Raw genomic sequence first — 13,388 nt, 5'->3', positions numbered from 1 at the left:
TCATAAGCCCTCCCTGTTTGCCTGACGAATGTTCCAGATCATGATCGGAAGAACGGCAATCATGATGATGACGGCTATTGTCGCGCCCTTGCCGAAATCGCCGCCGCCCCGGAACATCCAGTCAAACATAAGATTGGCGAGCACCTGGCTATTCCACTGGCCGTTGGTCATGGTCAGCACGATGTCGAAGACCTTGAGCACCAGAATGGTAATGGTCGTCCACACCACGATGATCGTGCCCCATATCTGCGGGATCATGATCTTCCAGAATATCTGGAAAGGGTTAGCGCCATCGATGACGGCTGCCTCGATGGTCTCCTCGGGAATGCCGCGCAACGCCGAGGACAGGATGACCATGGCGAAGCCGGTCTGAATCCAGATCAAGATGATCATCAGGAAGAAGTTGTTCCAGAAGGGCATGGAAATCCATACCTGCGGGTCACCGCCGAACCACCGCACGATGGCGTTGAGCACACCGATCTGCACCTGCCCTTCGCCACGGTATTCATAGATGAATTTCCAGATAACGCTTGCCCCGACAAAGGAAATGGCGAGCGGCAGAAAGATCAGCGATTTGGCGATGGTTCCCCACCAGATCTTGTCCGTGAGCACAGCGATGACAAGGCCGAGGAACGTACAGGCGGCCGGCACGACCAGCAGCCAAAGCAGGTTGTTGAAGATCGAATTCCGGAACTGTCCGTCTCCGAGCGCCCATTGATAGTTCGCGAGACCGACGAACCCGTGGCCCGATTTGTCCTGAAACGAGGTGATAATGGTGCTGACGACCGGATAGATGAGATAGACAACCAGAAGGATCAGCGCGGGGCCGATGAACAACCAGGGCCGGATCAATCCTTGCCGGCGCAGATTGTCGATTGCCGCCTGGCCACTGACGCCTCGCGAGGGAAAGATAAGATCGACAAATTTGTTGGCGCCCCAGAAATAGGCGACACAGCCGCCGACACCGATCAGAATGACAAGAATGGCCGAAAAGATCTGGGCCGCCATGGGTTCCTCCCCTCGCTGCGGATCTATGACTGCACTCGAACCTGCCTTGAACTTCGGTTGGGGACTGCATCGAGACGCGAAGTTGACGGCAAACTCCAACCGGGTAGCGCAGGCGCGCCACCTGATGGTTCCGAACTACCCTTTTCCCGGCCTCCGGTTTCCCCAGGCCGATCCGGGGCCTGTTTGCCCGGACCGGCGTGCCTTGGGAGGCCGTACTCTTTTGTTTGCTGCATGATGGGCGGCGGATGCCGCCCTCATTGCCCGAAAGGTCTGCAACTTTCCGGGACCATGCTCGGGATTTCCTACTTGATGCCGTCCCAGCTCTTCTGGATATCGGCCGCGACTGCATCCGGCGCCTTGCCGCCGACCATGTCGATCATGCCGGTCCAGAAAGCACCGGCGCCGATCTTGCCAGGCATCAGGTCCGACCCGTCGAAACCGAACGTCGAAGCGTTGAGAAGCACCTCGCCTTCGCGTCGCAGAATATCGTTGGCATAGGCTTCCGGTTTTGTCGTCTTCAACGCGGACAGGAAGCCGGATTGCGCCATCCAGATTTCGTGCGACAGCGGCATCTTCAGGAAGTCGATAAAGGCACGGGCAGCCTTTGAGTCCTTCGTGACCATCGCGAAAGTGCCCGCACCCAGCACCGGCTTGCCAAGGTCTGCATGGGCAGCCATTGGCGGCAGGTAGAAAAAGTCCGCATCCTCACCGAGCTTTGTGCCTTCCGGGAAGAAGGACGGGATGAACGAGGCCATGCGATGCATGTAGCATTTCGGCGGCGCGCCGAAGAGACCCTTGGCCGCGTCACGGAAATCGGTCGCAGCGACCGCGGCGGTGCCGCCGTCCACCATCTTCGGATTCTGCACGATGTCGTTGAAGACCTTCAATGCATTCACGACCTGCGGATCGGTGAACGGAATCTCGTTCTTCGTCCATTTGACATAGACGTCGGGCTTGACCGTGCGCAGCATGATGTCTTCGACCCAGTCGGTCGCCGGCCAGCCGGTGGCACCGCCAGAGCCAAGACCGATGCACCATGGCACACCACCGTCTGCGATGATCTGGTCGGACAACTTCATCATGTCCTCCCAGGTCTCGGGAACCTTATAGTCGTTCTCCTCGAAATTCTCCGGCACGTACCAGACCATCGATTTCAGGTCTTGCTTCCAAGGGTAGGCGAAAAATTTCGCGGTGCCGTCCTTGTCCTTGTAAGTGCCCAGATCGACCCAGCTTTGGCCAGCGCCGTAATTATCTTTCACAAAGGCGGCCGTAGCATCATCGAGCGGCGTCAGCATGCCTTTCGAGGCGAGGTCCTGGATAAGGCCCGGCTGCGGAAGGATGGCGACATTCGGTGGGCTACCAGCCTGCGTGTCGATAACGATCTGCTGTTCGTAGTTTTCCGAGGAAGAATAGTTGACGGTAGCCCCGGTCGCCTCGCGGAAATAATCCAGGACGGACTGGAACTGCGTCTCGTCCGGACCGCGCCATGGACCGAAGATGGTCAGCGTCTCGCCCTTGAGATCAACCTTCTTCAGGTCGTCGTAGTTGGCCCAGTTGAATTTGGAATCCTCGCCGGGCTTGAATTTCAGCTCAGCGGCCTGCGCAGGCGCAGCCAGGGCCAGCGCAGCAAACGCCGTGCCCAGCAACAAAAGCTTCTTCATCTGCAATCCTCCCTCTGGATCGGATACCGACGGAACCTCCATTCCGCCGCCGACGTCACCTGACTGTGCCCGAGCACGGAAGTGTCTGCAACCTTCCGAAACGGGTGTTCAAAGCGCTTTGGCTTGCTTTATCTCGCCATCGAATCCGAAAAGAGTCAAGTGCACACCCAATTAATCGATTTAAATGATTGAAACATGCCGTGAAAATCGCAATGCAGCATCGTTTTTCGGCATTGCAGCAGCAAATTTGCTTCAAAGCGACATCACTTGGACCTAATATAATCTTTCTCGATCGACTTGGCGATCAAGGCTGAGACAGCTCTCCAAGCGCTTTGGGAGGCGCAATTGAACCTCAAGCAGCTGTCGCAAATGCTGCAACTCTCTCAAACCACGGTGAGCCGCGCGCTGAACGGCTATCCCGAGGTCAATGAGGAAACGCGGCGACGTGTCGTCGACGCCGCCAAGCGCCATGGCTATCGTCCCAACCCTTCCGCACGCCGGCTGGCCACGGGCAAGACCGGCATGATCGGCTACGTGCTGCCGACAGGATCGGCCGTGGACATCGATCCGCATTTCGTCGAATTCCTGTCGGGGCTGGGTGATTATGCCCGCGCGCATGAGCTCGATCTTGTGCTGTCCCCTGCAGACGCGGAGGACCAGGAGACCACGTATCGGCGCCTCGTCGCCAACAAGCAGGTAGACGCCGTCTATGTTTCCTCGCCGCGCCCGCAGGACAGCCGGGTTGCCTTGCTCGACACGCTTGGCCTGCCCTTCATCGTGCACGGGCGAAGCGACGGTTTCGATTTCGATTACCCCTACCTCGACATCGACAATGAAGGCGCCTTCCACGAAGCAACGCGCCTGCTGATCCAGCTTGGCCACCATCGCATCGCGTTGATCAACGGCGAAGACCGGGAGACCTTCGCCATCCACCGTGAGCGCGGCGTGCGGCGGGCCTTGTCCGGCAGCGGGCTTGTCTTGCCTGACCATCAGGTGTGGTCGACTGCCATGACCGAAGAGAACGGCTATCGCGCGGCCCGACGCCTGCTTGAGGGCGGAGCCGCGCCGACAGCGATCCTGTGCTCCAGTCTCATCATGTCCCTGGGTGTCGCGCGGGCGGTACGCGAACTCGGCTTGACCATTCCTGGTGACCTGTCGCTGATTGCGCATGATGACGTCTTTCCCTGGCTGAAGCCTGAGAACTTCTCAGTCCCGCTTTCCACCACCCGCTCCTCTATTCGCGCTGCCGGCGCCAGGATAGCGGAACGGCTGATTGCACGGCTGTCAGGCCTGGAGGATGGCGCGCGCGGTGAGGTTTGGCCGGTCGACCTTGTCGTCAGGGGCTCGATCGCTGGCGCACCAACGACCGGCTTGTGATTTGAGAATTGCGGCCTTCAGCGGCCGGGAACCGGCCAGATGTCTGCAGGCAGCACCACGGCGCGCACGCTGGCGGCGAGCGCCTGCGCACCGTTCGCGATCTGCTGCGATGCGGCCGCCTGTTTGCATGTGATGATCAGGCCATTCGCAACGGCGCGTCGCCGCGAAAGCAGCCCTGTGAACCAAGATCCGCGAGCGCCTCGCGCCTGCGAGAATCGTGCCGGCTTCTCCGAATGCGCGACATGGTCGGCGACCACGTCCGCCCAGCCCTCCACGAGCCTGGCGCCAGGTTCCAGAAGCAACAGCCAGTCGCCTTTGGCCGCAGCAATGCCGGCGCCGATCCCCCCTGCCGTCAGATAACGGCAGCCGGCGTGTTCCGCCACCTTGGCGGTCTGGTCGGTCGAGCCCAGATCGCAGACGATCACCTCGCGCACCATGCCTTCCACGACGCCGCCGACCAGCGACGCCAGCGTGCGCGCCAACCGCTCTTCGTCATTGCGCGTTTCGATCAGGACACTGAGCATTCCTGCCGAAATAGCGGAAAGCCGCGACAGACGCCAGTCATCTTCGCTTATCGAAGTTCTTGATTTGTTCTCATAATGCGGATAGGAATAATTTCATGAGAACAGCGATTCGACGCCCCGCAGAGAGCCCCTGGGAAAGAGCCAAGATGGAACAGGTCGTGCGTGCCGACATTGCCGCTTTCGGCGCTGGAAGGGCCGATATGGCAAACGCCATCATGGAGCAGAGTGGAATGCGCGTGCGCCCCGAGCGCAATCGCGGCCGCTCTGCGGGCATCAACCCGTCCGGCCGCTTCGAACCGGTCAGCCGCCATGTCTTCGACGATGGCTGGGAGTCGCTGGAAGAGCTGCCCCCGTTCAAAACCGAGGTGCAGGTGGAGAAGCCACGCACCATCATCACGCGCAATGAATCGCCCGACATTTCCTTCGACCGGTCGATCAATCCCTACCGCGGCTGCGAACATGGCTGCGTCTATTGCTTTGCAAGGCCGACGCACGCCTTCATGGGACTTTCGGCCGGGCTCGATTTCGAAGCCAAGCTGTTTGCCAAGCCCGACGCGGCGCGCCTGCTCGACAAGGAGCTGTCCAAGGAAGGCTACCAGCCACGCACCATCGCCATCGGCACCAACACCGACCCCTACCAGCCGATCGAACGGCAATACCGTATCATGCGCGAGATCCTGGAAGTGCTGGAGGCGCGCGGCCACCCGGTCGGCATCGTCACCAAATCGGCGCTGGTGACGCGTGACATCGACATCCTGTCCCGTATGGCGGAGCGCGGGCTAGCCAAGGTGGCGTTGTCCGTGACGACGATGGATCGCATGCTTGCCCGCACGATGGAGCCGCGCGCCTCGACGCCGACCAAACGGCTGGAGGCAATCCAGCAATTGTCGGACGCCGGCATTCCTGCCTCCGTGATGGTGGCGCCGATCGTTCCCGGCCTCAATGATCCCGAGATCGAACGCATCCTGGATTCCGCCTACGCCGCTGGGGCGCGTGAGGCGGGTTACGTGGTGCTGCGCCTGCCTCTGGAGGTCAGCCCGATCTTCAAGGACTGGCTGCTGAGGCATTATCCGGACCGTTACCGGCACGTGATGTCGCTGATCCGCTCGATGCGCGACGGCAAGGATTACGATTCCGAATGGGGCAAACGCATGAAAGGCGCCGGCCCCTACGCCTGGCAGATCGGCCGGCGATTCGAGATCGCGGCCAAGCGGCTTGGCCTCAATCTGGAGCGGCGGCAGTTGAGGACGGACCAATTCGTTCCGGCCACGCGCCCGTTCGAACAGCTGACGTTGCTGTAGACCACTCCGGCAGGACCGCCCCTGCCGCTCAGGTGTCGATGAATTGCCTGAGCAGAAGATCCCGTCCGGCCCTGTCCCCCGGCCGTCAGACGGTGCCCTCCGACAGCTACCCCGGCTGGTCTGAGGGCTTGCGGAGAATCGGGAGCGGTGCGAGTCTTCGCCGTATCATGGCTCGCATGCGTCCCGATTCTCCGCTTTTGTTTGAAATCGTCGAAAAGCCGGACTTCTCGATCGAGAAGAAGGCTATCGCCCAAGGCCTGTGGCCGATTGCCGGCATGGACGAAGCGGGCCGCGGGCCCCTCGCTGGCCCGGTCGTTGCCGCCGCTGTCGTGCTCAACCCCAACGACATTCCCGAAGGCCTGGATGATTCCAAAAGGCTGACGCTGCCACAGCGCGAGGCGCTGTTCGAAATCATCCTGGCCAAGGCGCAGGCGATCGGCATGGCTTCGATCTGTGCCGAAGGCATCGACGGCTCCAACATCCTGCGGGCGAGCCTGGAAGCAATGCGGCGGGCGTTGAACGGGCTTTCAGTACGGCCGAAGCTGGCGCTGGCAGACGGCCGAGACATTCCACCGGGCCTACCGTGTGAGGGACGCGCTCTGGTCAAAGGTGACCAACGTTCGCAATCGATCGCGGCGGCATCGATCGTCGCCAAGGTGATGCGCGACCGCATGATGACTGGCTGCGGCCGTCGCCACGAGCATTACGGCTTCGAGCTGCATATGGGCTACGCCACGGCACGCCATCGGTCTGCCATCGCGGCCCATGGCCCCCTTCATCGGCTGCACCGGGTCTCGTTTGCGCCGTTTCGTCTCGATGCGGTGCCGATCGAAGACTGAGCGCCGGCCTCTTCGAAGGCGCAATAAGCAGCCTGGCCAAACCCTGAAAGAAAAAAGCCGCCGGATTTACCAGCGGCTTTGATAGTCTCAGTAGACCATGCAGGCCTAAGAGTGAGCGGCTCAGTTGAGCTTGGACTTCACGTCCTGCAGCGAGGTCTTGAACAGGTCGGCAGCGGCCTTGGCGTCAACTTTGCCGGCGAGAACCGTGCGGGCAGCCTCGACCGCCAGATCGACCGCGCTGGCCCGGACCTCGGCAATCGCTTCACGCTCGGCCTGACCGATCTTCTGCTCGGCAACCGCGGTGCGGCGCGAGACATAATCCTCGGTCTTCTTGTGCGCTTCCTCAGCGAAAGCCTTGGCTTCGCGCTTGGCTGCCTCGACGATGTCGGCGGCTTCCTTTTCGGCTTCCTTGCGCTTCTTCTGGTATTCAGCCAGCAGCGCCTGCGCTTCTTCGCGCAGCTTGCGAGCTTCTTCCAGTTCGGAGCGAATCTTGTCGGCGCGGGTATCGAGCGACTTCGCCAGCGTACCCGGTACCTTGAGATAGATCATGGCACCGAGCAGGATGAACAGCGAAATCGTTGCCCAGACTGTCGCGAGAGATGTGGCGTCCATGACGGGTCTCCTCAGCGAGCGGCTTTGACAGCGGCAGCCACTTCGGCCTTGTCAGACTTGCCGACCAGGCTTTCGAGAATGGCGGAGGCGGTCGTCTCGGCAATCGAGCCGACATCCTTCATGGCGCTTGTCTTGATCGCGGTGATGCGCTCTTCGGCTTCCGCCAGCTTCTTCTCGAGGCCGGCTTCGACGTCCTTGCGTGCAGCCTCGGCTTCCGCCTTGGCTTCGTCGCGGGACTTCTGGCCGATCGTGTTGGCGTTGGCCTTGGCCTCTGCCAGCTCCTGCTCATACGCAGCAACCGCAGCGTCCGCCTCGCCTTTCAGCTTGGCTGCCTGGTCCAGGTCCTGAGCAATGCGGTTGGAGCGCACTTCAAGAATGCCGCCGAGACGCGGCATCACGACCTTCTTCAGGAAGATGTAGAACAGGCCGAAGGTGATCACCAGCCAGAACAGCTGCGAGGAGAAGGTGGCTGGGTTGAAAGGCGGGAACGTGTTTCCGCCATGGCCGCCTTCGGCTGGCACTTCGGTGCCGGCGTGCGTCTCACCTTGCGCGGCATGATCGCCGGCAGCGGCAGGCGCGGCCTCTTCAGCATAGGCTGGTGTCACGAACATCTCGTGGTTCCTGTCATTCTGACCTGAGACTGGGACCGGCAGCTTTCGCGCCGCCGGCCGGCATCAGGCTTGTATCAGCCGAACAGCGCCAGCAGGGCGATGAGCAGCGAGAAGATGCCCAGAGCTTCAGTCACGGCGAAGCCGAAGATCAGACGGCCGAACTGGCCGTCGGCAGCCGACGGGTTGCGCAGAGCGCCAGCCAGGTAGCTGCCGAAGATGTTGCCGAGGCCGATGCCTGCGCCGCCCATGCCCAGGCAAGCGATACCAGCACCGATGTACTTTGCGGCTTCAGCGTCCATTTTAATTAACTCCTTGATGAATCTGGATTGGTTGGGTTGGCCGGCGGTTAGGCCGGGTATTGGCTAGTGTCCGCCCGGATGGACGGCGTCGTTGAGATACATGCAGGTCAGCACCGCGAAGACATAGGCCTGCAGAAAGGCGACCAGCACTTCGAGCGCGGTGATGGCGACCGTCATGATCAGCGGCAGCACGGCCCCGGCGATGCCGACGGCACCCATTGAGGTGAGCGTCACCACGAAGCCGGCGAAGACCTTGAGCGTGATGTGACCGGCCAGCATGTTGGCGAAGAGACGAACAGAGAGGCTGATCGGACGCGAGAGGAACGAAATGACCTCGATCGCAACCACCAGCGGCAGAAGAATGCCAGGCACGCCGCTTGGCACGAACAGCTTCAGGAAGCCGAAGCCATGCTTGTAGAAACCGTAGACGATCACGGTGCCGATCACCAATGCGGCCAGCGCGAAGGTGATGATGATGTGGGTGGTGACCGTGAAGAAGTAGGGGAACAGACCGAGCAGATTCGCGGTCAGCACGAACATGAACAGCGAGAACACCAACGGGAAGAACTTCATGCCATGCGAGCCGGCGGAATCGCGCAGCATCGAGGCGACGAATTCGTAGGACATCTCCGACACCGACTGCAGACGGGTCGGGATCAGCGCGCGGCCGGAAGTGGTCAGGAGCAGGAAGCCCGATGCCAGCACCACGGTGACAACCATGAACAGCGCGGAATTGGTGAAGGAAACATCGTAGCCGCCGATGTTCAGCGGAACGATGTTGTTGATGTGGAACTGATGGATCGGATCGACCTTGTCAGCTGCTGCCACTTTCTAACCCTCTCGAAAGCCAAATCAGGCTTTTTGCATTCAGTCCGGCTTCGAAACGAGGCCGTTCTTTACTTCTTCGGTTCGTCCGGACGCTTATCGCCCTGTCCAAACTCGGCGACAGCCCCCGCAGAACGCAGCACATTCAATATGCCGGCTCCGAAGCCGAGCAACAAGCCAACGATCAACCCCCAGGGCGATGAACCCGCCAGACGATCGACCATCCAGCCCAGCCCGGTGCCGACGGCTATGCCGGCAATGAACTCGCTCGACAGCTTGAAAGCCTGGCCATACCCGGAGGTGCCGCCGGCATTCTTTGCTTCTTCCCCCTGGCCCCGGTCCGGGCGCCTTGTCGCAAGACCTGCTTCAAGTGCGCGCCGACGGCGCTCAAGATCGTCGTCGTGAAAGCTCGGCTCGGCGTCGCCGCCTGTCCGTCCGGTTCCGCTTGGCCTGTTCTTATCGGCCATCGCAACCTCCCTGCCCGGCCAAAACGTCGCCGTTCGCCCGCTTTCAAGTCGCGGGCAACATAGTTAGAGGCCTTCCCCCCGTCAAGCCGAGGGGGAAGCTTTGTCGGCAAGTATTTTCCGCAGCTAAATCAATTGCTTAAGCAAGTGCGACATCGTGCCCGACATGAAGTGGACAGGATGGGGAGAGAATCTGTCCCTCCGACCGGCCCTGAAAGCCGGTCTTGCCGGCTCAGCTCCAGCCGCCGCCATAGGTGCGGTAGAAGATGTGCAGGCCGATCCTCGTCATCTTCTTCATCGCCCGCGCCCAGCCAGGGCTTACGTAGGCGGCATAATAGTGCGTCGAGGAGCCGACTTCAGGCAGGAAGATCTTGCCGGCTGTGACGGCCATGCCGATTTCCTGGGCGACCTTGTAATGCTCCGGTTCCGTGATGCGTTTGCGACGGCCGTCACAGGCGAAGGAGAACTGGCAACGGTTCAGCCAGTCGTCGTTCTGATAGACGACGCCGCAGATCGACTTCGGATAGGCGGGATTGCGGACGCGATTGAGGATGACCTGGGCAACGGCGGCCTGACCGCGCAGCGATTCGCTGCGGGCTTCGAAATAAATGCCGTTGGCGAGGCACTTCTGCTCGGGCTTAGAAAAGACCGAAGCCGGCAACGGGTTCTGCATCCAGGCGTGATCGCCCTTGCCCATGGGGGGAATGAAACGGCCGCCGCTCGGCTTCTCGTCCTGCAGCAAAGCTTCGAAAGGTGACGCCTTGGCGTAATCCGGCTCGGCTGGCGCATAGGCCGTGGCGAGAACGTCGGCATTCTGGTTGGTGATGAGGCCGGCCAGCATCGACGACACGCCGTCGTCCTTCTTCTTCTCCTCGCGCAGATGGAAGGCCGAGGCGATCTGGACTTCCTTGCCCTTGATATCGGGCTTGGCGAAAGCCAGTTTCAGCCCACTGTCAAGGCTTGGGCGCAACAGCGAAGAGGTCCGCTGGAAGATGGAACCGGCGGAGAAATTCTTCGGCGGCGCCACCGGCGCGATCTTGACGATGCGGCCTTTCTTGTCAGCGCGCTGCACACGGGCTTCGTCGGAAACCTCTCCGGTTTTCGCGACCTTGCCGCTGAAGGCGACCGTGCCGACACCAGGCAGGCTGACACCGGAACCTGCGAGCGATCCGGTGATGGCATCCTTATCGACGAAGGGCAGTTCGGCAGCATGGATGGAACCGGCGGCTGCCTTCTGCACATAGGCATTCCAACGGGCATTGGAGGATCCGAGACCTGAAATCAGGCTGGTCATGTCCGAATAGGCGACAGCTGTCGGAAAACCGATCCAGATGCCCAGGCCGACAGCCAGTGAAGGGAGGAGAGAACGCTTGCGGTCACCGGCGGCGGCGAGAAGCCGCTTTGCGAATCGTCGATGCACGGAACTCTCCAGGACGCTGATCAAAACCCACTGGAAAGCAAAATGAAGCATTAACCTTGATGGTCGGTTAATGATCGTCGCGAACCTGTCTGAAAACGGGACGGCAATTTACGCCCGAGGTTCCGCTCAAGCAGGATCAACAAGGCAGAGAGGACGCACATTACAGCGACCAGCCGGATGCCGGCCCAGTCACGCAACGGCTGGCCGATACCCTGCTGCAGGCGGCACGTACGGCATCGCCTGACAATCAAAGCCAGACACACCTGCGCAGCGTCGTCTGACAACAAGAGCTGAAGTTCAGTTCTTCTTCCTGGCGCGGCCGGCGAAAGGATTGTCCGATGTGCGCAGAGCCATGCGGATGGGCACGCCGGGCATGTCGAAGGCTTCACGCAGGCTGTTGACCAGATAGCGCACGTAGGATTGCGGCAGAGCGTCCGGCCGCGAGCACGAGACGACAAATCCAGGCGGGCGCGTCTTGGCCTGAGTCACATATTTGATCTTGAGCCGGCGACCTGCGACGGCGGGCGGCGGATGATGCGCCAGGATGCCTTCCAGCCAGCGGTTCAGCTTGCCGGTGGAGACGCGGCTGTTCCAGACCTTGTGGGTGCGCACGACGGCATCCATCAGCTTGTCGAGGCCACGCCCAGTCTCGGCCGAAACGGTGACGGCCTGAATGCCGCGCGCTTGCGGCAGCAGTCGCTCCGTCTTTTCGCGCAGATCCGCCAGCACTTCCTGCGGATGGTCGATCAGATCCCACTTGTTAAAAGCGATAACAGGCGCCCTGCCCTCGCGGATGATCAGGTCGGCAATCTGCAGATCCTGCTTCTCGAATGGGATCGTCGCGTCGAGAACGATGATGACGACTTCCGCGAAACGCATCGCCCGCAGGCCATCGGTGACCGACAGCTTCTCCAGCTTTTCCTGAACCTTGGCCTTGCGGCGCATGCCGGCGGTATCGAACAGCTTGATCTGGCGACCGCGCCAATCCCAATCGACGGAGATGGAATCGCGCGTGATACCTGCTTCCGGTCCGGTCAGCAGGCGCTCCTCACCAATCAGCGCATTGATCAGGGTCGACTTGCCGGCGTTAGGCCGGCCGACCACAGCAATGCGCAGCGGCTTTGCCTCGTCATAGGCTGGCACATCTTCCGCGTCCGGATCGGCGATGTCCTCGCCGATCAGCACTTCGGAGACGGCAATCTCGTCGTCGGCGTCCTCGTCCTCGCCGAACACCCGTTCTTCACCGAGCGCCTCGATCACTGCATCACGCAGATCCGGCATGCCCTGGCCGTGTTCGGCTGAAACCGGCACCGGTTCGCCAAGGCCGAGTTCCCAGGCTTCCAGCATGCCACCCTGGGCACCCCGCGCTTCTGCTTTGTTGGCAACCAGCACGACCGGCTTGCCGGAACGGCGCACGACCTCGGCGAAGGTCCGGTCGTCCGGCATCAGGCCGGCCTTGGCATCCATCAGGAAAAAGATGAGGTCGGCCTCGCGGATGGCGATCTCGGTCTGCTGGCGCATGCGGCCGGGCAGCGTCGATGCCGGTGCGTCCTCGAAGCCGGCGGTGTCCACCACGTCGAATGTGATGTCGTAGAGCTTGGCAGGATGAACGCGGCGGTCGCGGGTGACACCAGGCGTGTCGTCGACAAGGGCCAGCTTTCGACCGGCAAGGCGGTTGAAAAGCGTGGACTTGCCGACGTTAGGCCGGCCGATGATGGCGACTTTGAAGCTCATTGCCCATCACGATGCGTTGCCGGAGCCGCGGATCAGATCGGCCATCATCGAGGCGCGCTGGCGCGCATTCCCCGGCGCGCCCTCATCCGCGGCGATCTGTTCGAAGAGCTTGAGCGCGTCCTTCGACTTGCCTTCCTTCCAGGCCGACAGACCAAGCGTTTCGCGCGCGGTATGGCGCAACGGGCTGGTGTCGGCGGTCAGCGCCTCAACGCGGCTGGAGACGTCGGCGAAGCTGCCGTGATCGACCAGAAGCAGGCCGGCGCGCAGGCGGGCTATGTCGCGGATCGAAGCCGGGATCGAGCCATCGGCGGCGACATCGTCGAAATCCTTCACCGCACCGGCGAAGTCGCCCTTGTCGGCCTTGACGGTGGCGGCGCGCATACGGGCAAGAAGCGGATAGGCACCGTAGCCATCCTTTTCCAGCGTGGAAAGCGCAGTCAGCGCCTCATCCTGCTTGCCGTCATTGGCAAGCGTCAACGCCTGAGAGAAAGCGTCACCGGAACGGTTCGCGCGGCTGGAGTCCCAATAGCGGTAGCCGACGAAGGCAGCGGTGCCAAGCACGATCAGCACGGCAGCGCCAATCAGGATAGGGCCAAAGCGATCCCACAACGCCTTGGCACGCTCGCTGCGGATCTCTTCGTTGACTTCGCGGATAAAACTGTCGTCGGACATCAATCAAACCATTGCCGCCCGGCCAAACAGGTGCCGAGCCA

General features: G+C 61.4%; 14 protein-coding genes. 3 read left to right on the top strand and 11 right to left on the bottom strand.

The genetic code is table 11. From position 1 onward, the window contains the following. Together ACFWXH_RS00610 and ACFWXH_RS00605 are read right to left on the bottom strand one after the other, a co-directional pair. On the bottom strand, positions 1-1,008 hold the full coding sequence (locus tag ACFWXH_RS00610) for a carbohydrate ABC transporter permease (protein ID WP_379116606.1): 1,008 nt from the start codon (positions 1,006-1,008) through the stop codon (positions 1-3). 302 nt (positions 1,009-1,310) lie between these two features. Then, a complete protein-coding gene (locus tag ACFWXH_RS00605) occupies positions 1,311-2,669 on the bottom strand; it encodes an ABC transporter substrate-binding protein (protein WP_379116604.1) in 1,359 nt (452 codons plus the stop codon). A gap of 345 nt (positions 2,670-3,014) precedes the next feature. On the opposite strand from ACFWXH_RS00605, the gene ACFWXH_RS00600 reads away from it, so the two are divergent. Further along, positions 3,015-4,046, top strand: a complete 1,032-nt coding sequence (locus ACFWXH_RS00600; protein WP_379116602.1) for a substrate-binding domain-containing protein — start codon at positions 3,015-3,017, stop codon at positions 4,044-4,046. A 17-nt stretch (positions 4,047-4,063) separates the two neighbouring features. Here ACFWXH_RS00600 and ACFWXH_RS00595 read toward each other — a convergent pair whose 3' ends face one another. Next, on the bottom strand, positions 4,064-4,570 hold the full coding sequence (locus ACFWXH_RS00595; RefSeq protein WP_379116599.1) for a glycosyltransferase: 507 nt from the start codon (positions 4,568-4,570) through the stop codon (positions 4,064-4,066). A 146-nt stretch (positions 4,571-4,716) separates the two neighbouring features. Here ACFWXH_RS00595 and ACFWXH_RS00590 point away from each other — a divergent pair, with 146 nt between their 5' ends. Both ACFWXH_RS00590 and ACFWXH_RS00585 read left to right on the top strand, forming a co-directional pair. Continuing rightward, positions 4,717-5,871, top strand: coding sequence for a PA0069 family radical SAM protein (locus tag ACFWXH_RS00590; RefSeq protein WP_054309329.1), 1,155 nt, complete (start codon positions 4,717-4,719; stop codon positions 5,869-5,871). Between the two features lie 167 nt (positions 5,872-6,038). Then, positions 6,039-6,710: a ribonuclease HII gene (locus ACFWXH_RS00585; RefSeq protein ID WP_379116596.1), complete on the top strand. Its 672-nt coding sequence runs from the start codon at positions 6,039-6,041 to the stop codon at positions 6,708-6,710. 120 nt (positions 6,711-6,830) lie between these two features. Here ACFWXH_RS00585 and ACFWXH_RS00580 read toward each other — a convergent pair whose 3' ends face one another. The 8 genes from ACFWXH_RS00580 to ACFWXH_RS00545 all read right to left on the bottom strand — a co-directional run bounded on the left by ACFWXH_RS00580 (position 6,831) and on the right by ACFWXH_RS00545 (position 13,347). Next, positions 6,831-7,322 (bottom strand): F0F1 ATP synthase subunit B, encoded by a 492-nt coding sequence (locus ACFWXH_RS00580; RefSeq protein WP_054309331.1) that lies wholly within the window; start codon positions 7,320-7,322, stop codon positions 6,831-6,833. Positions 7,323-7,333: 11 nt separating this feature from the next. After that, positions 7,334-7,933: a F0F1 ATP synthase subunit B gene (locus tag ACFWXH_RS00575; RefSeq protein WP_379116593.1), complete on the bottom strand. Its 600-nt coding sequence runs from the start codon at positions 7,931-7,933 to the stop codon at positions 7,334-7,336. Between the two features lie 74 nt (positions 7,934-8,007). Then, positions 8,008-8,232 carry a F0F1 ATP synthase subunit C gene (locus ACFWXH_RS00570; protein ID WP_006206606.1) on the bottom strand — a complete coding sequence of 75 codons (225 nt, stop codon included), beginning with the start codon at positions 8,230-8,232 and terminating at the stop codon, positions 8,008-8,010. A gap of 63 nt (positions 8,233-8,295) precedes the next feature. Next, positions 8,296-9,060, bottom strand: coding sequence for a F0F1 ATP synthase subunit A (locus ACFWXH_RS00565; protein WP_379116591.1), 765 nt, complete (start codon positions 9,058-9,060; stop codon positions 8,296-8,298). Positions 9,061-9,128: 68 nt separating this feature from the next. Further along, complete coding sequence (locus ACFWXH_RS00560; RefSeq protein WP_379116589.1) at positions 9,129-9,524, bottom strand: AtpZ/AtpI family protein; 396 nt, start codon at positions 9,522-9,524, stop codon at positions 9,129-9,131. Positions 9,525-9,753: 229 nt separating this feature from the next. Beyond that, positions 9,754-10,941: a cell wall hydrolase gene (locus ACFWXH_RS00555; RefSeq protein ID WP_379116587.1), complete on the bottom strand. Its 1,188-nt coding sequence runs from the start codon at positions 10,939-10,941 to the stop codon at positions 9,754-9,756. Positions 10,942-11,238: 297 nt separating this feature from the next. Beyond that, positions 11,239-12,675, bottom strand: a complete 1,437-nt coding sequence (gene der / locus ACFWXH_RS00550; protein WP_379116584.1) for a ribosome biogenesis GTPase Der — start codon at positions 12,673-12,675, stop codon at positions 11,239-11,241. Between the two features lie 6 nt (positions 12,676-12,681). Then, the gene (locus ACFWXH_RS00545) at positions 12,682-13,347 is read right to left on the bottom strand and encodes a tetratricopeptide repeat protein (protein ID WP_379116581.1); all 666 of its coding nucleotides are present in this window, start codon (positions 13,345-13,347) and stop codon (positions 12,682-12,684) included. Positions 13,348-13,388 lie beyond the last annotated feature (41 nt).

The organism is Mesorhizobium sp. NPDC059054 (assembly GCF_042739215.1).
In the GTDB taxonomy this organism is placed as follows: domain Bacteria; phylum Pseudomonadota; class Alphaproteobacteria; order Rhizobiales; family Rhizobiaceae; genus Mesorhizobium.
The sequence above is the reverse complement of the archived record's forward strand: the minus strand, read 5'-3'. Positions and strand labels throughout refer to the sequence as shown.